Origin of the sequence: Enterobacter sp. GER_MD16_1505_Eko_090 (assembly GCF_003331015.1) — a bacterium.
GTDB classification, from domain to species: domain Bacteria; phylum Pseudomonadota; class Gammaproteobacteria; order Enterobacterales; family Enterobacteriaceae; genus Enterobacter; species Enterobacter roggenkampii.
The window spans coordinates 224,878-244,096 of record NZ_PUQF01000007.1; the positions used below are offsets into that span (position 1 = coordinate 224,878).

Genomic DNA, 19,219 nt, shown 5'->3' on the forward strand with positions numbered 1-19,219 from the left:
TGAAAGAGAGGGAGAATTGATAACGATCAAGACAACGAGGGACTTTCAGGCGAGGGATTACACCGAATACCACCAAAGCGGTATCTTTATAAATTTCATATCTATATGAAATATAAAGTCATTTCAATTTCATCCTACAAAAGACCAGGCAAAATTTAACATCTCAGGTATTAAGGGGTAGAGCGCCCTGGAAAGCGATGGCGATCACAGTGTTGCCTGCGGATTTCCTCAGCAGGGCTTTCAGTATGTTGTAACTATTTTGACCCCAAAAAAAACGCGGCCCGAAGGCCGCGTAAACGGATAATCACACTTACTTATTTTTTTTGGTATTACGGCCATATACCAGCCACGTAATCACAACGCAGGCGATATAGAAGATGAGGAAGACCTTCATTGCCCCCGCCGGAGAGCCGGTCAGATCCAGCGAGATGCCGAACGCTTTCGGAATAAAGAAGCCGCCAATTGCGCCAATCGCAGAGATAAAGCCCAGTGCTGCAGCCGTATCCGTTGCCGCTTCACGCATCGCCTGCTCTTCGCTTCCGCCCTGCGCCTTCACGCGGTCCATCGTCAGCTTGCGGAAGATCACGGAGATCATCTGGAAGGTAGACGCACTCCCCAGCCCGGCCGTCAGGAACAGCACCATAAACACGCCGAAGAAGGCGATGAAGCTCCCGCCCTGTCCGTCAGCAGGCAGCGTCAGGAACAGCAGCGCACAGAAGACTGCCATCACGACGAAGTTAACCAGCGTCACGCGGGTCCCGCCCAGACGGTCAGAGATCATACCGCCCAGCGAACGCGCCAGGGCGCCAATAAACGGGCCGAAGAAGGCGAATTGCAGGATCTGCACGTCCGGGAACTGCGTTTTCGACAGCATCGCGAAGCCCGCCGAGAAGCCGATAAACGAACCGAAGGTCGCCAGATACAGCAGCGCCATCACCCAGAGGTGTCCACGCTTCAGCACCGGCAGCTGTTCGCTCAGCGACGCCTTCGACGCGGACAGGTCATTCATAAAGAACCAGGCTGCAAGGGTGAAGACCACGAGGAACGGCACCCAGATCCAGGCTGCGTTTTGCAGAAAGAGGGAAGAACCATCCGCCTGCTCAACGCCACCGCCGCCAAAGGCTGCAAAAATGGAGACCGAGATCGCCAGGGGAGCGATCAGCTGCATCACGCTCACGCCCATATTGCCCAGACCGCCGTTAATCCCCAGCGCGCCGCCCTGCTTTGCTTTCGGGAAGAAGAAGCTGATGTTCGCCATGCTGGAGGCGAAGTTCGCCCCGGCAAAGCCGCACAGCAGGGAGATAATCACGAACACGCTGAACGGCGTGGAGGTATCCTGCACCGCGAAGCCGAGCCACACGCAAGGGACGATCATGATGCCCGTACTGAACGCCGTCCAGCGACGGCCGCCGAAAACCGGCACCATAAACGCGTAAGGGACGCGCAGCAGCGCGCCTGACAGCGACGGCAGCGCGGTCAGCATAAACAGCTGATCGGTTGTGAACGTAAACCCGACTTTGGGCAGGTTTACCGCCACCGCGCTAAACAACATCCACACGCAAAACGCTAACAACAAGCACGGCACGGAAATCCACAGATTCCGGCTTGCTACACGATGGCCGCGCTGTTGCCAGAACGCCGGATCCTCTGGACGCCAGTCTGTAATAACGGCACCATTTTCCCTTTCGGGAGCGGATGAGTGACTCATAGACACCTCTGATTCTCGAATGATGCTGCAAACATTAGGGTTTTAGGGCGGCGGTAAGTTGATATAAATCAAAGGAAAAGTGGGGGGATTTGCGGCGCAAAATAAGGCCTCACCCTTAGTGAGTAGGCTAATTCGGTAAAAAAGACGTGGTTTTTCACGGGACTGACGGTTCCCTGTCCCCCCCACCTCCGGCCCCCTACTCCGTTGGCAATTTAGGGGTAATCCTTTATTGGTATGGGTATACTCCAGGGTATGCACCAGAATAGCGCCATTCCTGCAAGCAGGCCACGTCAGGAGCACGCCCACTCTATGTTAAAAAGATGCTTATCTCCGCTAACGCTCGTGAATCAGCTCGCCCTGATTGTTTTGCTGTCCACCGCCATCGGTGTGACCGGCATGGCGATCTCCGGCTGGCTGGTACAAGGGGTACAGGGTAATGCGCATGCGATTAATGAGGCAGGCTCGCTACGCATGCAGAGTTACCGTCTGCTGGCGGCGGTTCCGCTGACGCAGGACGATCGGCCTTTAATCGATGAAATGGAGCGCACGGCGTTCAGCCCCGAGCTGGAAAATGCCGCCATCCGTGCCGGTCAGCAATCCCAGTTGAAAGCCCTTCAGGGGTACTGGCACACCCAGCTGCAGCCGGGCCTGAAACAGGCACGCAGTACAGAAGCCGTTGCCCAGGACGTGGCGGGGTTTGTCTCCCGCATTGACGCGCTGGTCTCCGCGTTCGACCAGACGACCGAATTACGCATCGACCGGGTGGTGATGGTGCACCGGGCCATGGCGCTGTTTATGGGGCTGCTGCTGATCTTCACCATCGTCTGGCTCCGCGCGCGTCTGCTGAATCCCTGGAAACAGCTGCTGGCGATGGCCCGCGCGGTCACCGCACGCGATTTTACCCAGCGCACGCACATTAGCGGGCGCAACGAGATGGCCATGCTCGGCCAGGCACTCAATACCATGTCGGCAGAGCTCTCCGAGAGCTACGCGGTGCTGGAGCAGCGCGTACAGGAAAAAACGGCCGGGCTGGAGCAGAAAAACGAGATCCTCTCTTTCCTCTGGCAGGCCAACCGTCGCTTGCACATGCAGGTGCCGCTATGTGAACGTCTCTCACCGGTGCTGAATGGCCTGCAAAAGCTGACCCTGCTGCGCGATCTGGAGCTGCGTGTCTACGATGTGGAAGACGAAGAGAACCACCAGGAATTTACCTGTCAGTCCGATATGTCCTGCGATGACAAAGGCTGCCATCTTTGCCCTCGCGGCCTGCCGCCGCTGACCTCCGGCGGCACGACCCTGAAGTGGCGCCTGACGGACAGCCACACTCAGTACGGCATTCTGCTGGCCACCCTGCCAACCGGACGCCACCTGAGCCACGACCAGCAGCAGCTGGTAGATACGCTGGTTGAACAGCTGACGGCCACGCTGGCGCTCGACAGGCATCAGGAAAAACAGCAGCAGCTGATCGTCATGGAAGAGCGCGCGACCATCGCCCGCGAGCTGCACGACTCCATCGCCCAGTCGCTTTCCTGTATGAAAATGCAGGTGAGCTGCCTGCAGATGCAGGATGCGGAGATGCCCGACAGCAACAAGCAGCTGCTCAGCCAGATCCGCAACGAGCTGAACACCTCCTGGGTGCAGCTGCGCGAGCTGCTGACCACCTTCCGTCTGCAGCTGACCGAGCCGGGCCTGCGCCCGGCGCTGGAATCCAGCTGTCACGAATTTAGCGCCCGGCTGGGGTTCCCGGTGAAGCTGGATTACCAGCTGCCGCCGCGCTTTGTCCCCTCCCATCAGGCCATACATTTACTGCAGATCGCCCGCGAAGCGCTGAGCAACGTGCTTAAACACGCTGAAGCAACGGCGGTCACGGTCACCGTCAGCCAGCACGACAATCAGGTGAAACTGACGGTTCACGATAACGGCCGCGGCGTGCCGGAAAATGCCGAACGCACTAACCACTATGGTTTAATCATTATGCGAGACCGCGCCCAAAGCCTGCGCGGTGATTGCCAGGTTCGCCGGAGAGAGACGGGCGGCACGGAAGTTGTCGTCACCTTTATTCCCGAGAAACCGCTTACAACTGCTCAAGGAGATACCCATGACTAATCAGGAACCGGCATCCATCCTGTTGATCGACGACCAGCCGATGCTGCGTACTGGCGTGAAACAGCTGGTCAGCATGGCGCCCGATATCACCGTGGTGGGCGAAGCCAGCAACGGCGAACAGGGCATTGAGCTTGCCGAATCCCTCGATCCCGATCTGATCCTGCTCGATCTGAATATGCCGGGCATGAACGGACTGGAGACCCTCGACAAGCTGCGGGAAAAATCGCTTTCCGGACGCATCGTCGTCTTTAGCGTGTCGAACCATGAAGAGGATGTGGTCACGGCGCTGAAGCGCGGGGCGGATGGCTATCTGCTGAAAGACATGGAGCCGGAAGATCTGCTTAAGGCGCTGCAGCAGGCGGCGGCGGGCGAGATGGTATTGAGCGAAGCCTTAACGCCGGTGCTGGCCGCCAGCCTGCGCGCCAACCGCGCCACCTCTGACCGTGACGTCAGCCAGCTCACGCCGCGCGAGCGCGACATTCTCAAGCTCATTGCCCAGGGCCTGCCGAACAAAATGATCGCTCGCCGCCTGGACATCACCGAAAGCACGGTCAAAGTGCACGTGAAGCATATGCTGAAGAAAATGAAGTTAAAATCTCGCGTTGAAGCCGCCGTGTGGGTGCATCAGGAACGCATTTTCTAAGGATTACTCCCCGGCAGCAGCTTCCAGCGCGGGTCGTCATCAGGCAATGCGACCAGCGGCTGCACCACAGCAAGCGTGATCTCATTGGACGAGACGCGCTGGCCTTTCTCATCTTCTACCACCGCCGAGAGGTGCCAGCGGTTTGTCACACCTTCCTGTTCATTCCAGGCAGGTATAATCACGCTCCAGCCGTCTGCGCTGTTACTTTTGGCCGGCGACGTCAGGCTCAATGCCTGCGTATCCCCCTGCCAGTGGATCTGACGGATGCCGTGCGTGCTGCGAACCTGCAGCTTCAGCATAACGGTCTCGCCCCCTTTCAGATCCCACGGCGGCGTGGCCAGCCAGACGGACAGCGTTTTACGCTGGCGGAACTCCATCACCGGCAGGCTAGTGCGCTCCGGTGAATCGTAGCGGCTGCCGCGCAGGGATCGCGTCGCGGCGACCTCATCGGCGGAAAGCTGCTTAGCCAGCGGCACGCCAAAGCGGTAGTTGAGCTTCAGCCCAAGGTTATTCTGGCTCTCGCCGCTTTCGCCCTGCTTGTGCCCGGCGGTCAACGTGACCAGCGGAACGGGGGTATAGTTAAGCCCCAGATTGACCGCAACCGGGTTGTGGTACCCGGTTCCACTGTTGAACAGGTCAACGTTATCGCCAAAGTACTGCTCAACGCTGACGCTGGTGTTCAGGTGATGAAACCACGGCAACCAGGCTTTAGCGGTCACGTCATATCCGCGCGCCATGCGCTGCTCCTGAACGTCAGATCGCGCGCGCCATCCGGCAAAGGGCTGATAGTAGTTCGCTGAGAGGCGCAGATTTTCCCCCCACGCTTCCGCTCCCAGCCCGGCACGCTGCAGGTTTTCATCCAGAAGATTATCGTAAAAGGTGTTGTAGCCCAGCAGCCATTTCCCGGCGACCCAGCGCTGACCGATTCCGGCGTTACTGACCAGGCCATCCGTCTGCTGCGTCAGGCCAAGCTGGCTCCAGCTGAGGTAACGGTTAGTATCATTCCACGGGATGAACCAGCTCCCGCTGCTGCCGTTAAATTTGCCGTCATTATCCAACAGCACGTTCACGCTGGCGTTTCCCCAGGGCGACAGCCAGGACTCAATCTGCTGGTTCACTTCCCCGCTTACCGCGTCGCGCACCTGACCAAAGGCAAACTGACGCGCCTGCTCGCCGGTCGTCAGCCCGTTGTCGGTCATGCTGGCTTCACCGAAGGCTTTCGCCATTTCGGCGAGGTGTTTCTCCCCTTCGCCCGTTGGCGCCGCCAGGCCGAGATCGGGCAGACTATCCCCATTATTATCAAAGGGGTGCTGCGCCTGATGCATAAAGGAATTCGGCGCACCGTGAACGGCTCCGGCCGTAAGAAGGGGGAGTAAAAACAGCAAACGAATGCGGGACGATACAGCCATCAACGTCGTCAATAAGAACCTGTGTTTATGAATAAACTCTTATTATGTTAACGCGATAAGCCCTGAAATGCAGTTCTGGCGGACATTTCAGGATTATCCTGAAACAGCCCTTTCAGCTCCGGCACGCAGGAACCACAGTTCGTACCACAGCGCAGCTTCGCCCCCAGCGCGGTGACGGAATCACACCCTCCGGCAATCGCCTCCCGTATCGCCTCTTCCCCGACGCTGAAACAGCTGCAGATAATGCGTCCCGGATCCATCGCCTTCCCGACGCTCTGCCCGTTCAACAGGGCGTGGCGTTCTGCGGGCAGCACGGGGGGTGAATGAAAAGCGGCTTCAATCACCGTATGCGCCAGCGCCGGTAACGCGGTACCTTCCCAGAAACCCAGCATAAGCTGGCCTTCATGCCAGGCCAGCACGCTGCTGCGTTCACCGGTCTGCGCAACCTGCAGCTGCCAGCCCCGGCCGCTGGCGTGTTCCATTACCCACGACAGCAGCGGTTTATCGCACGCCACCGTCAGGCGTGAAGCTTTACGCCACCAGTAAACCGAAGAGGGCATTTCCAGCCCTTCGCGGGCATAGAGTTCTCCCTGCCAGACGGGCTGCCAGGGCTGGATTCTGACGGCGGTTTGTTTACTCTCCGGCTGGCCCGAAACCGGATCGCAGCGCCCTTCCACCAGCGCATTCACCTTTCCCTGGCGGGCAAACGCAGCGTTCCAGTGCATCGGGGCAAAAGCGTTCCCTTCACGCTGGGCGTCGCTGATGCGCACTCTTGCTACCATGACGCCGCGCGGCGAACTGATGCGCGCCAGCTGGCCGTCGCACAGGGAAAACCGAACGGCGTCTGCGGGGCAAACCTCAACAAACGGTTCGGCGATATGCTGCATCAGTCTGGCCACATATCCTGTTCGCGTCATGGTATGCCACTGATCGCGGATGCGCCCCGAGTTGAGAATCAGCGGGTACAACGCGCTGACCGTCGCACCGTGCGACTGTGGGTCAACGGGAACAATGTTGCGGCACGGGAAATCCCCCCCAGGCCACTGCCAGGGTTCAAGCCGCTCCCACTCCTCACGGGTAAGCGTAGCCAGGTCATGAAGGTTTAACGCCCGCGCGCCGTCATTTTCAAAGGCCGTCAGCGCCGCATGCTCGCAAAAAATCTCGTGGGGATGCAGCCAGGCAAAGGCGTCGCCGTGCCCCAGCCGTTTCGCCACCTGCGCGACGATCCACCAGTCCGGCTTTGCCTCACCGGGCGCGGGCAGAAACGCGCGCTGGCGCGAAATGCGTCGCTCGGAATTGGTTACCGTGCCGTCCTTCTCTCCCCAGGCCAGCGCCGGAAAGCGAATATGGGCAAACCGGCTTGTGTCGGTATCATTCATCACCTCAGAGACAATGACCAGCGGGCAGCGCCCCAGCGCCTGACACACCGCGTGGCTGTCCGGCAGCGAGACGGCAGGATTGGTGCCCATGATCCACACCGCCTTCACCTCACCGCGGGCAATGGCGTCAAACAGCTCCACCGCCATCAAGCCCGGCGTCTGCGCAAGCCGTTCCGTTCCCCAGAAACGCGCCACCCGAGAAATATCGTCCGGCTCGAAGTTCATGTGCGCCGCCAGCTGGTTTGCCAGCCCGCCCACCTCTCTTCCGCCCATCGCGTTTGGCTGTCCGGTCAGCGAAAATGGGCCGCAGCCCGGACGGTTAAATTTCCCGCTGGCAAGGTGCACGTTAATGATGGCGCTGCACTTGTCGCTGCCGCTGGAGGACTGGTTGATTCCCATGGTGTAGAGGGTGATGGCCCGGGGGGCCGTCATAAACCAGTCGTAAAACGTACCGATATCCTGCGGCGAGAGGCCGCAAAACGCCGCCACGCGGGATATCGGCCACGCGTCCGTTCCCTGAATGACATTAAGCAGACCGACGAACAGCCCGGCGTCGCTGCCGGGAGTGAGCGCCAGATGCAGGTCAGCAATATCACAGGAGGCGGTTCTGCGCGGGTCGATGACCACCACTTTCATCTCCGGATTGTTGTGCTTTGCCTGTACCAGGCGCTGATACAGCACCGGATGCGTCCAGGCCGCGTTTGAGCCCACCAGCACCACCAGATCGCTGTTTTCCACATCCTCGTAGCTGCACGGCACGACGTCTTCACCAAAGGCGCGCTTGTAGCCAACGACTGCCGATGACATGCAGAGCCGGGAGTTGGTATCAATGTTCGCCGCGCCGATAAACCCTTTCATCAGCTTATTGGCGGCGTAATAATCCTCGGTAAGCAATTGCCCGGACGCGTAAAACGCCACCGCCTGCGGCCCCCATTTGTCGATAATGTCCTGGAGGCGCTCGCCTGCCGCTCCCAGCGCCTGCGCCCAGGCCACCTCAGCACCGTCAACAACGGGGCGCAGCAATCGCCCCTGTAACCCCATTGTTTCCCCCAGGGCCGATCCTTTCACGCACAAGCGGCCAAAGTTCGCAGGATGGGTTTCATCCCCCCGAACGCTGACCGTTTCACCTTCCACGCGGGCGACCACGCCGCAGCCGACCCCGCAGTAGGGACACGTTGTCCGGGTTTCCGTCATGAGGCCTCCGCACGCATTACCAGGGCATCATTACCGACCCACACCTTGCCGTTCTCAATTTTGACCGGCCAGGCGCGCACCGCGGGTTCGCCGTTCTCCACCTGACAGCCGTCGCGCAGGCGGATACGCTGCTTGTAGAGCGGGGAGATCACCACCGACTCCCCCGCCGCATCGCCAAGAATGCCGCGGGAAAGCACGTTCGCGCTGCTGCCAGGCTCCCGATCGTCGAGGGCGTAAACGGTTTTGCCAAAGCGGAACAGCGCGATCGGCTTATGCCCAAGCCGCGCGCCGATTCCCGCCTGCTCGGGGATATCGTCGATGCCGCAGATTTCCTGCCAGCGCTTGCTTTCATCAGACGGCGCGACGTTCACCGCGGTGCGGAACAGCGCCAGACGGTTCGGGTCGTTAAGCGTGGTTTGCCATTCGCACTGGTAGGTTTCCACCACCCGGGCCATCTCCTGCTCCAGCTCGTGGGCGATGCCCAGGCTGTCGTTGAGGATCACCTCACGCAGGTAGTCGAGGCCGCCTTCCAGGTTGTCCATCCAGGTGCTGGTGCGCTGCAGGCGATCCGCCGTGCGGATGTAGAACATCAGGAAACGGTCTACGGTGCGGATCAGCGTGTCATCATCAAGATCGCTGGCGAAGAGATCCGCGTGGCGCGGCTTCATGCCGCCGTTGCCGCACAGGTAGAGGTTCCACCCCTTATCGGTGGCAATCACCCCCACGTCTTTACTCTGCGCCTCGGCGCATTCGCGGGTACACCCTGAGACCGCCATTTTGATTTTGTGCGGTGCGCGCAGGCCTTTGTAACGGTGCTCGAGCCTGACCGCGAGGCCGGTGGAGTCCTGCACGCCGTAGCGACACCAGGTCGACCCGACGCAGGACTTCACCGTGCGCAGGGATTTGCCGTAGGCGTGCCCGGTTTCAAATCCGGCTTCCACCAGCGCCTGCCAGATCTCCGGCAGCTGTTCCAGCGTGGCGCCAAACAGGTCAATACGCTGGCCGCCGGTGATTTTGCTGTACAGTCTGTAGCGTTTTGCAATCTGACCGATGGCGATCAGCCCGTCGGCGGTCACTTCCCCCGCAGGCATGCGCGGCACGATGGAGTAAGTACCGTCCTTCTGGATATTGGCGAAGTAGCGGTCGTTGGTGTCCTGCAGCGGCAGGTGTGCCGGTTTCAGCAGATACTCGTTCCAGCAGGAGGCGAGCACTGACCCCACCAGTGGCTTACAAATTTCGCACCCGTGTCCCTGACCGTAGCGGCTAATGAGCTGGTCAAAGGTGCGGATATGGTTGACGCGCACGAGGTGGTAAATCTCCTGACGCGAGTACGGGAAGTGTTCGCAGATGTCCTTTTTCACCTCCACGCCCTGCGCCGCCAGCTGGAACTCCATCACCTGCTTCACCAGTGCGCTACATCCTCCGCAGCCGGTCGCCGCTTTGGTGCACTGCTTAATTGCGCCGATATCCGTTGCGCCCGCACTTACCGCCTGACAGATATCGCCTTTGCTGACGTTATGACACGAACAGATTTGTGCGCTTTCCGGCAGCGCTGCCACGCCGAGCGCTTTTGGCGCACTGCCTGACGACGCGGGTAATATCAGCGTTTCCGGCTCTTTTGGCAGGGCTATCCCGTTGAGCATCATCTGTACCAGCGTGGCGTATTCGCTGGCATCACCCACCAGCACGCCGCCGAGCAGCGTTTTGCCGTCGTGGCTGACCACGATTTTCTTGTAGATTTGCTGCGGGCCGTGCGTCCACTGGTAGCTCAGCGCCCCTGGGGTGCGGCCGTGAGCATCACCGAACGAGGCCACGTCCACGCCCAGCAGCTTGAGTTTGGTGCTCATATCCGCGCCGGCGAAGGTTTTCTCCTCTCCCGCCAGCGCGGCGGCGGCCACCCTCGCCATCTGGTAGCCGGGCGCAACCAGCCCGAAGATTTTCCCTTCCCACAGGGCGCATTCACCAATGGCCAGCATGTCCGGATCGGAGGTCTGACAGCGGTCGTCAATGCCGATCCCGCCGCGTTCGCCGATAGCCAGCCCGCTGCTGCGCGCCAGCGCGTCCTGGGGACGAATGCCGGCAGAAAAGACCACCATGTCTGTTTCCAGCTGTTCTCCATCGGCAAAGCGCAACACCAGCCCGCCGTCCGCGGCGGCGATCTCCGTCGTTGCTTTACTGGTATGCACACCGACGCCAAGCGCCTCGATTTTCTTGCGCAGCATCGCCGCGCCGTCGTTGTCGAGCTGGACCGCCATCAGATTGGGCGCAAACTCCACCACGTGAGTTTCCAGCCCGAGCTGCTTCAGGGCATTCGCCGCCTCCAGCCCCAGCAGCCCGCCGCCAATCACGACACCGCGGCGTGAGCCCGCCGCGTGCGCCGCAATCTTGTCCAGATCGTCAAGGGTGCGGTAGACAAAACAGCCCGGCAGATCGTGGCCCGGCACGGGCGGCACGAACGGGTATGAGCCGGTCGCCAGCACCAGTTTATCCCAGTGGGTTTCGTGCCCGCTGGCGCTACGCACCACGCGCGCGTCGCGATCGATAGCGACAATCTGCTGCGACAGGCGCAGCTCAATGCCGTTGTCGGCAAAGAAATCCCCCTCCACCAGCGAAAGCGACGCCGCGCTGCGGCCGCCAAAATATTCCGACAGATGCACGCGGTCATAGGCGGCATAGCGCTCCTCGCCAAAGACAACGATCTGATACTGCTGATGCAGATTGCGGTTAACGCAGTCTTCGAGAAAATGATGGCCGACCATACCGTGCCCAACCACCACCAGAGTAGGTTTTGTCATAGCGTTCTGTCCTGCAACCTGCGGTTGCGTAGTGAAACGATCGAACAGCCAGTCCGCGTGCGCGGGCGCAGCCGTTGCCAGTAAATCGGTAAATGTCGCCGCGCTGCGGCAGTCCCCCATCAGCAGCACGCCAGCCAGCGCCCCATGATGGATCAGTAAACGACGATAGTGACGGGTCAGCGGATCCCATGCGCTCCAGACCACATCGCCCTCCTGCTCTGCCGCGCGACCGAGGCTGAACAGCTCAACGCCGGTCACCTTGAGGCGCATGCCGTTGTCGGTCAGAACAAACGGCGCGGTGACGTCTCCGGCCAGCCGTGCGGCGAGGATATCCGCCTGCGCCAGACAGGGGGCGACCAGGCCAAACGTCTGGCCGTCAATTTCACAGCATTCGCCAATGGCGTAGACGTCCGGCACGGAGGTTTGCATCTGGTGATCCACCACGATGCCGCGCGCGCAGCGAATGCCGCTGGCCTGCGCCAGCACGACGTTGGGCTGCACACCCGTCGCCAGCACCACGCGCGCGGCGGTGACGCTGCGTCCGTTCAGCAGCGTCACGCTATTCCCGTCAATCGCCGCGATGCCAGAGGCGAGCTCACAGCGCACGCCCCGCGCCGCCAGCGCCTCTTCCAGCAGCACGCCCGCCTTCTCATCCAGATGCCGCTCCATCAGCCACGGACCGCGATGAACAAGGGTGACGTTGTCCCCTGAGCGCGCCAGCGCTGCTGCCGTCTCCACCCCGAGCACGCCGCCGCCCAGCACTACCGCCGGACCGGCGATCGCCCGAATGGCCCGGATATCCTCCAGGGTACGGAATGTGAAGACATGCGGCGCATCGCAGCCGGGAATTGGCGGAACAAAGGGCGTTGATCCGGTGGCAAACACCAGCGCATCCCAGCCCAGCGTGCGGGCGGTGGTTTGCACTTCCCGCGTGTCCACATTCACGGCGAGCGCCTTTTCGCCCCGCAGCACCGTCACGCCCCGTTCCTGGTACCAGTCGTCACTCTGAAGACAGATCCCCGCCGCCGTTTTTTCACCGCCCAGCACCGGCGAAAGCTGGATGCGGTTATAGGCATGCTCCGGCTCGTCACCGATGACGGTAATAGTGAAACGATCGGCAGCACGCCCGGTGAGCGAGGCAATCAGCCGCGTGGCCGCCATGCCATTTCCGATAATGACTAGTCGCATCAAAGCCCCCTCGCTACGCCGCTTTCGGCTGCTTTTCGTAGAGGAAATGCAGGATCTGCTGGCGCATGTGGTGATAGCGGCTGTCGTCGGCCAGCTGCACCCGGTTACGCGGGCGCGGCAGGTCAACGTGCAGGATCTCCCCGACGGTCGCCGCCGGGCCGTTGGTCATCATCAGCACGCGATCGGAGAGCAGCACCGCCTCGTCCACGTCGTGGGTAATCAGCACGATGGTGGTGTTCAGCGCCTGCTGGATCTGCATCACCGAGTCCTGCAGACGGGCGCGCGTCAGCGCATCCAGCGCGCCGAAGGGTTCATCCATCAGCAGGACTTTCGGCTTCATCGCCAGCGCGCGGGCAATCCCGACGCGCTGCTTCATGCCGCCGGAGATCTCCCCCGGGCGCTTGTGCAGGGCGTGCCCCATCTGCACGCGGTCGAGGTTGTGCTCAATCCACTCCCGGCGCTCCGCCTTGCTCATGCTGTGGCGAAACACGTGATCTACCGCCAGGGCCACGTTGTCGAAGCAGGTGAGCCACGGCAGCAGCGAATGGTTCTGGAATACCACCGCGCGCTCCGGACCCGGCCCGGCAATTTCGCGGTTGTCGCAAATCAGCCCGCCTTCCGTCGGCAGCGTGATCCCAGCGATAAGGTTAAGCAGCGTCGATTTACCGCAGCCGGAGTGCCCAATCAGGCTGACGGTTTCGCCCTCATGGATATCAAAGGAGACGTTCTGCAGCGCCAGAAATTCGCCGCTGGCGGTGGAAAAACGCTGGCTCACGGCCTGGACCTGGATTAATGGTTTCATGTTCGCTCCTTATTTTTCCTGCCAGCTAAAGCGACGGGCGATCAGCATCAGCCCCTGCTCCAGCAGCAGCCCGACCACGCCAATGATGACGATGGCGATGAGAATGTTTTCGACGTTGAGGTTGTTCCACTCGTTCCAGATCCAGAAACCGATCCCTAAACCGCCGGTCAGCATCTCGGCGGCGACAATCACCAGCCAGGCGATGCCGATGGAGAGGCGCACCCCGGTCAGCACCGCGGGCAGTACCGCCGGGAAGAGAATGCGGCGCATGATGGTCCACTCGGAAAGCTGCAGCACCCGGGCCACGTTGAGGTAGTCCTGCGGAATGCGGCGCACGCCTTCGGCGGTGTTGATCACCATCGGCCAGATGGAGCAGATAAAAATGGTCCAGCTCGACGCGGGCTCCGCTTTCTGGAACAGCAGCAGGCCGATGGGCAGCCAGGCCAGCGGGCTAACCGGGCGTAACAGCGCGATCAGCGGGCCGAACATGCGCGAAAAAAAGGTGAAGCGGCCAATCAGGAAACCGAGCGGGATCCCGGCGAACGCGGCCAGGCCAAAGCCCACCGCCACGCGCTGTAATGAGGCGAGCACGTTCCAGCCGATGCCCATGTCGTTTGGCCCGTCGCGATAAAACGGATCGGCAAACAGGGTAATAGCGGAATCGAGCGTGCTGAGCGGCGTCGGGAAACCTTTGCTGTTAATCGCCGCCAGCTGCCAGAGCACCACCAGCAGTCCCAGCCCCAGAAAAGCCGGAATGATGCGCTGAAGGATCGCGTTAATCCGACGCGCAAACGTCGGCGTACGGCGGCGAACCTGCACCGGAGGCAGGACAATCACCTCTCCACTCTCCGGCGTCTCGTGTGATTTTGTCTTTTGCAGATGCTGCATAATCAGGCCCCTTTACGGTGAATGGCGAAACGGCTGGCGTATCCTTCCGGGTCGGTACCGTTCCAGACTGTGCCGTCCATCAATGTGCTGCTGCGTAGTGGTGAAGTCGGTGTGGTAATGCCCCCCACCGCCGTGGCGGCATCCTGCCAGACCGCCGTCTGGTTAATGCGTTGTGCGATGCCCGCGTAGTCCGGGGCGGCTTTGAGCAAGCCCCAGCGGCGGAACTGGGTTAAGAACCACATGCCGTCGGAGTGATACGGGTAGCTGACGGCCCCCTCGTTGAAGAAGCGGATCGGGTGCGCGTCCTGCCAGCGCTGGCCCAGGCCGTTGTCGTACTCGCCGAGCATGCGTCCGGTGAGATACTGCTCTTTGCAGTTGAGCCACGCCCGGCGGGAGAGGATCTGCGCGGTTTCGCGTTTGTTTTCCGGGGAGGCCTCAATCCAGCGCGCCGCCTCCAGCACTGCGCTCACCAGCGCCCGGGCGGTGTGCGGGTTTTTCTCCACCCAGTCGCGACGGGTGCCGAGGATTTTTTCCGGATGATCGGCCCAGATGGACTGAGACGTCGCAGCGGTAAAACCGATGCGGTCGTTGATGGCACGCGCGTTCCACGGCTCGCCGACGCAAAAGCCGACCATGTTGCCAATGCGCATGTTCATCACCATCTGCGGCGGCGGCACCACCACCGTGCGCACGTCGTCAAAGGGGTGAATGCCCGCGCTGGCCAGCCAGTAGTAGAGCCACATGGCGTGCGTCCCGGTCGGGAAGGTGTGCGCGAAGGTATAGGTGCCAGGCGCCTGCTGCCCAATCCGCTTTTTCAGCCCGTCAAGGTCACGAACGCCCTTCTCTTCCAGATCGCTGGAGAGCGTAATCGCCTGACCGTTCTGGTTGAGGGTCATCAGGTTAGCCATCTGCTGTGGCTTGCCGGCGATGCCCAGCTCCAGTCCGTACAGCAGGCCGTAAAGAATGTGCGCGGCATCGAGTTCGCCCGCCACCAGCTTGTCGCGCACCGCCGCCCAGCTCGCCTCTTTGGTGGGCACGATGGTAATACCGTATTTTTTATCAAACCCTTTCAGCGCCGCGATAACCACCGGGGCACAGTCGGTCAGCGGGATAAACCCGATGCGCACTGTTTCCTGCTCCGGTTTATCCGAGCCTGCCGCCCATGCGGCCTGCATGACACCCGGCAACAGCATTGCACCACTCGCCAGCATGCTGGCCTGCAAAAAACGCCGTCTCGACAAATCCGCCATGACCACTCCTGAAAAAAAACCAAAAAAAAGCGCCCACGGTGCCGAAGCACCAGTGGACGCCTTTATCCCGAAGACGGATGCACCGCCGTTGGCGCATCGTCAAAAATGGTTAATCTGATAATGCAAAGTGAATGCCAGGTTTTAACACACCGTTTCTTGCGGCGCTTACCGTTATTCCCTCGCCTTTACGCACCGCAAACAGGCATAAAATGCCCACTGACCGTGCAGCTACTCCTTTGGTGTTACCTGCCATACATTCTTCACCATGAGCAGCGCGCGGGCGATATCCACCATCCTTTGGTTTTTGTCCATCGCCATTTTGCGCAGCGCCGTCCAGGCCTGTTCCTCACTCATATTCTGGTGGGTCATCAGCACGCTCTTCGCTTTATCAATGATTTTGCGCTCTTCAAGCGTATCGCGCAGCGACGCAAGCTGACGTGAGAGCTGCTCTATCTCGCGCGCCTGCTGGCGAACCAGGGTAAGCAACGGTTTTTCCGGATAGCGGATCGGCGGGTCATCCTGTTCATCGCCGGGGAGCGCGTACTCATCGTCACGGTGAATGCATTCGTCCACCGCGACCATCAGATCGGCGATGATCGTCTCCTCCAGCGTGCGCAGATGCTCAAGGCGCGCGGTTTGCAGAGCAAACCAGGCCAGCGCGGTAAGGCCGTTATCGGCGGCGGGCTGGCGGGTACAGGCCACCCGCCGGAGCTGCTCCGTTTCACGATCGGGCTGACAGTGCATTGAAAAGGTGGTCTGAACGTCAGCGGCGCTGTGTGAGAGAAAGATCTCAAAGCAGGCCTGCTGCCCGTCAATGCGGTCAACCAGCCTCTGACGAGTCACATCATCGAAAAAACCCTGCGTGAAGCCAATCGCCCCCAGCGCCCGCTCCTGTCCCGCCAGCTCCTTGCCCTGCATCAGGCTATAAAGCGCGACAAAACGTCCTGCGATTTGCGGATCGTCAATGCTGTCATTAAGCTGAGGCACGATACTGAGCAGATGGCGAAGCATGCGAGAGTAGTGTTCCATCGCCTGGGGTGCCGTTACCGTCTGCTGAATCACACCGTCACGCAGCGCGGGAAGCGTCTCCAGGCTCAGGAGCGCGCCGCCGATGCGTTCACAGACGGCACTTCCCGGAATCGGCGACTGTGTGTCAAGAATGCCGTAAAGGGCTGCGAGGTTTTCATCCACCAGCGCCCGACTGGCTTTGCATTCGGGAGCGTACAGCTTGCCCTGTGAGCAGAGCCAGACGTTGGACGCCCCGCGCTCGCACTGTAACATATGCACCAGTTGGCTAATGCCGTGCACAAGCACGCCCAGCTGTGCCAGCTTACTGAACTGCTCCTGGCGCATCATCTTTGCGCGCGTGAGCCATTCGGCAGCGCCTGGCGAAATGCCTGCCATTAATGTCATGCTTACTCTCCCGGACAGCGAAACTCCGGGGAATTAAGCAATATTCGTGCCTTTATAAGAACAGGAGTCAACATGCAGAAGATTGTGATCGTCGCCAACGGTGCGGCCTACGGCAGCGAATCCCTTTTCAACAGCCTGCGCCTGGCGATCGCGCTACGTGAAAAAGAGAGCGACCTGGCGTTACGCCTTTTTTTAATGTCGGACGCCGTCACCGCCGGGCTGAAGGGACAAAAGCCGGCCGAGGGCTATAACATTCAGCAGATGCTGGAGATCCTGACCGCACAAAACGTGCCGGTGAAGCTGTGCAAAACCTGCACCGACGGGCGCGGTATCACCGGACTGCCGCTGATTGATGGCGTAGAAATTGGTACGCTGGTTGAACTGGCCGAGTGGACGCTGTCCGCTGATAAAGTATTAACTTTTTAATAATAAACCCGTAAAAATATTATTTTCTTATGGACGCGGTTTCAGCATCAAGTTTACCTGCGGGGTTGCCGATAGGCATGGAAACAACACAGCAGGTATTTCACTTATGTTCAGATCGATTCGTGCACGCATCATCGCGGCGACGGCAGGCTGTCTGGTCGTCGCCCTTCTCCTCAATACCGTTATTAACTTCCAGGTCACACGCCAGGATAACCAGCAGTCACAGCGCGATATCCTGACCAGCACCAGCGCCAGCCATAACATGGCGATTGCCGACTGGGTAAAAAGCAAGATGACGGTTATCGCCTCTGCCCAGACCGTTGCGCTGAGTGACGACCCGGTTCCGGTGTTTAAACAGCTTGCGCAGGCGGGTGGATTCACCAACGTTTATGTCGGCTACGCCAGCAAAACGGCGAAATTCTCTGAGCCCGCGGGCGTACCTGCGGATTATGACCCGACCATTCGCCCGTGGTATCAGCAGGTGGTCAGCACGGACGGCCCGGTCGTCACCGCGCCTTACGTTGATGCAGGTACCGGTAAACTGGTGGTGACCTTCGCCGTGCCGGTGAAAGAGAATGGCGCCCTGAAAGCGGTGGTGGCGGGCGATGTGGCCATGGACAGCGTGGTGGCGAACGTGCGCGGGATCCATCCAACTCCGTCCAGCAGCGGCTTGCTTCTGAACAGTGACGGCAGCGTGATTGCGGCTAACGATCCGGCTCTGACGCTTAAACCGTTTGCTGAGACCATCAAAGGCATCGATTTTGCTGCGCTGAAAAGCGGTAACCTTGTCGACGGTACGCTGAACGACGTCGAAAAAACCTTCGTGGCAACCGCCGTGCCGGGCACAAACTGGCTGCTGGTCGTCGCCCTCGACAGCGGTGACGCCACCTCCGGCATGCGTTCCCTGCTTAAGGCCTCGGCGATTTCGCTGGTGATCCTGGCGCTGCTGAGCGCGGCCATTGTTCACCTCCTGATTGCCCGTCTGCTGAAGCGCCTGTCGGACATTCGCGACGCGATGCACAACATTGCCAACGGGACTAACGACCTGTCGCAGCGTCTGCCTGACAGCGGTGAGGACGAGGTGGCGCAGATTGCCCAGGCCTTTAACGCCTTCAGCGATAAGCTGTCGGTGGTGATGGTGCAGCTCCGTGATGCCAGCGAGTCGGTGAAAAACGCCGCTCAGGAGATTGCGGCGGGTAACCAGGATCTCTCCGGACGTACCGAGCAGGCGGCGTCCAGCCTGCGCGAGACGGCAAGCGCCGTGGAGCAGATCACCGCCTCCGTGACCCAGTCGAACGAGTCGGCGGCGGAAGCAAATGACCAGGCGAGCAAGGCCTCCGCGGCCGCGGCGCGTGGCGGCGAGGTGGTATCCCAGGCGATCAGCACCATGCAGTCCATCGAAGTCGCGTCGGCTAAAATTGGCGACATCACCAGCGTGATTGACGGTATCGCGTTCCAGACCAACATTCTGGCGCTGAACGCCTCCGTCGAGGCGGCCCGTGCCGGCGAGCAGGGGCGCGGGTTTGCCGTGGTGGCGGGCGAAGTGCGTAACCTGGCGAGCCGCAGCGCCCAGGCGGCGAAAGAGATCAAATCGCTGATTGATTCCACCACCGACAGCGTGGCCACCGGCTCCCGCTACGTGCATCTGGCCGGGGAAAGCATGGACGAGATCCGCTCCAGCATCGGCAGCGTCTCCGGCATCATGCGCGAAATCTCCATCGCCACCAGCGAGCAGATGAAAGGCATTCACGAGATTAACCACGCGGTGACCCATCTCGACCGCATGGTCCAGCAGAACGCCGAGCTGGTCGTGCAATCCGCCGCTGCCGCGGGCGCCCTGCAGAGCCAGGCGGGCGACCTTGCTGAAACCGCCGGCCATTTCCGCATTTAATTTTCTACTGGCGCGCGTTTAGCGGGTAAAACGCGCGTCAGCGGAAACTTTGAGGAATTTTGTCATTTTTGTTTAATCGTTATGCCATTTTTTGATCAAAATCAGCATCCCTCCCCCTCCCCTTTGG

General features: G+C 60.5%; 12 protein-coding genes. 4 read left to right on the plus strand and 8 right to left on the minus strand.

What is annotated here, in order from left to right:
- Window positions 1-310 precede the first annotated feature (310 nt).
- The gene (locus C6A40_RS10490) at window positions 311-1,708 is read right to left on the minus strand and encodes a NarK family nitrate/nitrite MFS transporter (RefSeq protein ID WP_045334910.1); all 1,398 of its coding nucleotides are present in this window, start codon (window positions 1,706-1,708) and stop codon (window positions 311-313) included.
- Between the two features lie 309 nt (window positions 1,709-2,017).
- Between C6A40_RS10490 and narX the strand changes: the two genes are divergently transcribed.
- Together narX and narL are read left to right on the plus strand one after the other, a co-directional pair.
- A complete protein-coding gene (narX, locus tag C6A40_RS10495) occupies window positions 2,018-3,814 on the plus strand; it encodes a nitrate/nitrite two-component system sensor histidine kinase NarX (RefSeq protein WP_045334913.1) in 1,797 nt (598 codons plus the stop codon).
- Window positions 3,807-4,457 carry a two-component system response regulator NarL gene (gene narL / locus C6A40_RS10500; RefSeq protein ID WP_114191278.1) on the plus strand — a complete coding sequence of 217 codons (651 nt, stop codon included), beginning with the start codon at window positions 3,807-3,809 and terminating at the stop codon, window positions 4,455-4,457. The genes narX and narL overlap by 8 nt, the downstream gene beginning before the upstream one ends.
- Here the strand turns inward: narL and C6A40_RS10505 are convergent.
- The 7 genes from C6A40_RS10505 to nasR all read right to left on the minus strand — a co-directional run bounded on the left by C6A40_RS10505 (window position 4,454) and on the right by nasR (window position 16,775).
- Complete coding sequence (locus C6A40_RS10505) at window positions 4,454-5,866, minus strand: YchO/YchP family invasin (protein ID WP_045334915.1); 1,413 nt, start codon at window positions 5,864-5,866, stop codon at window positions 4,454-4,456. The two genes, narL and C6A40_RS10505, sit on opposite strands and share 4 nt — an antisense overlap.
- Window positions 5,867-5,913: 47 nt before the next feature.
- Entirely contained in the window at window positions 5,914-8,439 is a 2,526-nt protein-coding gene (locus C6A40_RS10510; RefSeq protein ID WP_045334917.1) for a nitrate reductase, read from the minus strand.
- Window positions 8,436-12,422, minus strand: a complete 3,987-nt coding sequence (gene nirB, locus C6A40_RS10515; protein ID WP_114191279.1) for a nitrite reductase large subunit NirB — start codon at window positions 12,420-12,422, stop codon at window positions 8,436-8,438. The genes C6A40_RS10510 and nirB overlap by 4 nt, the downstream gene beginning before the upstream one ends.
- Before the next feature lie 13 nt (window positions 12,423-12,435).
- Entirely contained in the window at window positions 12,436-13,224 is a 789-nt protein-coding gene (locus C6A40_RS10520; RefSeq protein WP_045334919.1) for an ABC transporter ATP-binding protein, read from the minus strand.
- Window positions 13,225-13,233: 9 nt separating this feature from the next.
- Window positions 13,234-14,112 carry a nitrate ABC transporter permease gene (gene ntrB, locus C6A40_RS10525; RefSeq protein WP_008499525.1) on the minus strand — a complete coding sequence of 293 codons (879 nt, stop codon included), beginning with the start codon at window positions 14,110-14,112 and terminating at the stop codon, window positions 13,234-13,236.
- A gap of 2 nt (window positions 14,113-14,114) precedes the next feature.
- The gene (locus tag C6A40_RS10530) at window positions 14,115-15,362 is read right to left on the minus strand and encodes a CmpA/NrtA family ABC transporter substrate-binding protein (RefSeq protein WP_045334921.1); all 1,248 of its coding nucleotides are present in this window, start codon (window positions 15,360-15,362) and stop codon (window positions 14,115-14,117) included.
- Between the two features lie 228 nt (window positions 15,363-15,590).
- A complete protein-coding gene (nasR, locus tag C6A40_RS10540) occupies window positions 15,591-16,775 on the minus strand; it encodes a nitrate regulatory protein NasR (protein ID WP_045334923.1) in 1,185 nt (394 codons plus the stop codon).
- 72 nt (window positions 16,776-16,847) lie between these two features.
- Here nasR and C6A40_RS10545 point away from each other — a divergent pair, with 72 nt between their 5' ends.
- Together C6A40_RS10545 and C6A40_RS10550 are read left to right on the plus strand one after the other, a co-directional pair.
- Entirely contained in the window at window positions 16,848-17,201 is a 354-nt protein-coding gene (locus tag C6A40_RS10545; protein WP_008499522.1) for a DsrE/DsrF/TusD sulfur relay family protein, read from the plus strand.
- A 106-nt stretch (window positions 17,202-17,307) separates the two neighbouring features.
- On the plus strand, window positions 17,308-19,092 hold the full coding sequence (locus C6A40_RS10550) for a methyl-accepting chemotaxis protein (protein ID WP_045334926.1): 1,785 nt from the start codon (window positions 17,308-17,310) through the stop codon (window positions 19,090-19,092).
- Window positions 19,093-19,219 lie beyond the last annotated feature (127 nt).

Bases quoted from the DNA above. Each gene is read 5' to 3' on its own strand.
- C6A40_RS10490 (WP_045334910.1), bottom strand. From the start codon at position 1,708: ATGAGTCACTCATCCGCTCCCGAAAGGGAAAATGGTGCCGTTATTACA.
- narX (WP_045334913.1), top strand. From the start codon at position 2,018: ATGTTAAAAAGATGCTTATCTCCGCTAACGCTCGTGAATCAGCTCGCC.
- narL (WP_114191278.1), top strand. From the start codon at position 3,807: ATGACTAATCAGGAACCGGCATCCATCCTGTTGATCGACGACCAGCCG.
- C6A40_RS10505 (WP_045334915.1), bottom strand. From the start codon at position 5,866: ATGGCTGTATCGTCCCGCATTCGTTTGCTGTTTTTACTCCCCCTTCTT.
- C6A40_RS10510 (WP_045334917.1), bottom strand. From the start codon at position 8,439: ATGACGGAAACCCGGACAACGTGTCCCTACTGCGGGGTCGGCTGCGGC.
- nirB (WP_114191279.1), bottom strand. From the start codon at position 12,422: ATGCGACTAGTCATTATCGGAAATGGCATGGCGGCCACGCGGCTGATT.
- C6A40_RS10520 (WP_045334919.1), bottom strand. From the start codon at position 13,224: ATGAAACCATTAATCCAGGTCCAGGCCGTGAGCCAGCGTTTTTCCACC.
- ntrB (WP_008499525.1), bottom strand. From the start codon at position 14,112: ATGCAGCATCTGCAAAAGACAAAATCACACGAGACGCCGGAGAGTGGA.
- C6A40_RS10530 (WP_045334921.1), bottom strand. From the start codon at position 15,362: ATGGCGGATTTGTCGAGACGGCGTTTTTTGCAGGCCAGCATGCTGGCG.
- nasR (WP_045334923.1), bottom strand. From the start codon at position 16,775: ATGACATTAATGGCAGGCATTTCGCCAGGCGCTGCCGAATGGCTCACG.
- C6A40_RS10545 (WP_008499522.1), top strand. From the start codon at position 16,848: ATGCAGAAGATTGTGATCGTCGCCAACGGTGCGGCCTACGGCAGCGAA.
- C6A40_RS10550 (WP_045334926.1), top strand. From the start codon at position 17,308: ATGTTCAGATCGATTCGTGCACGCATCATCGCGGCGACGGCAGGCTGT.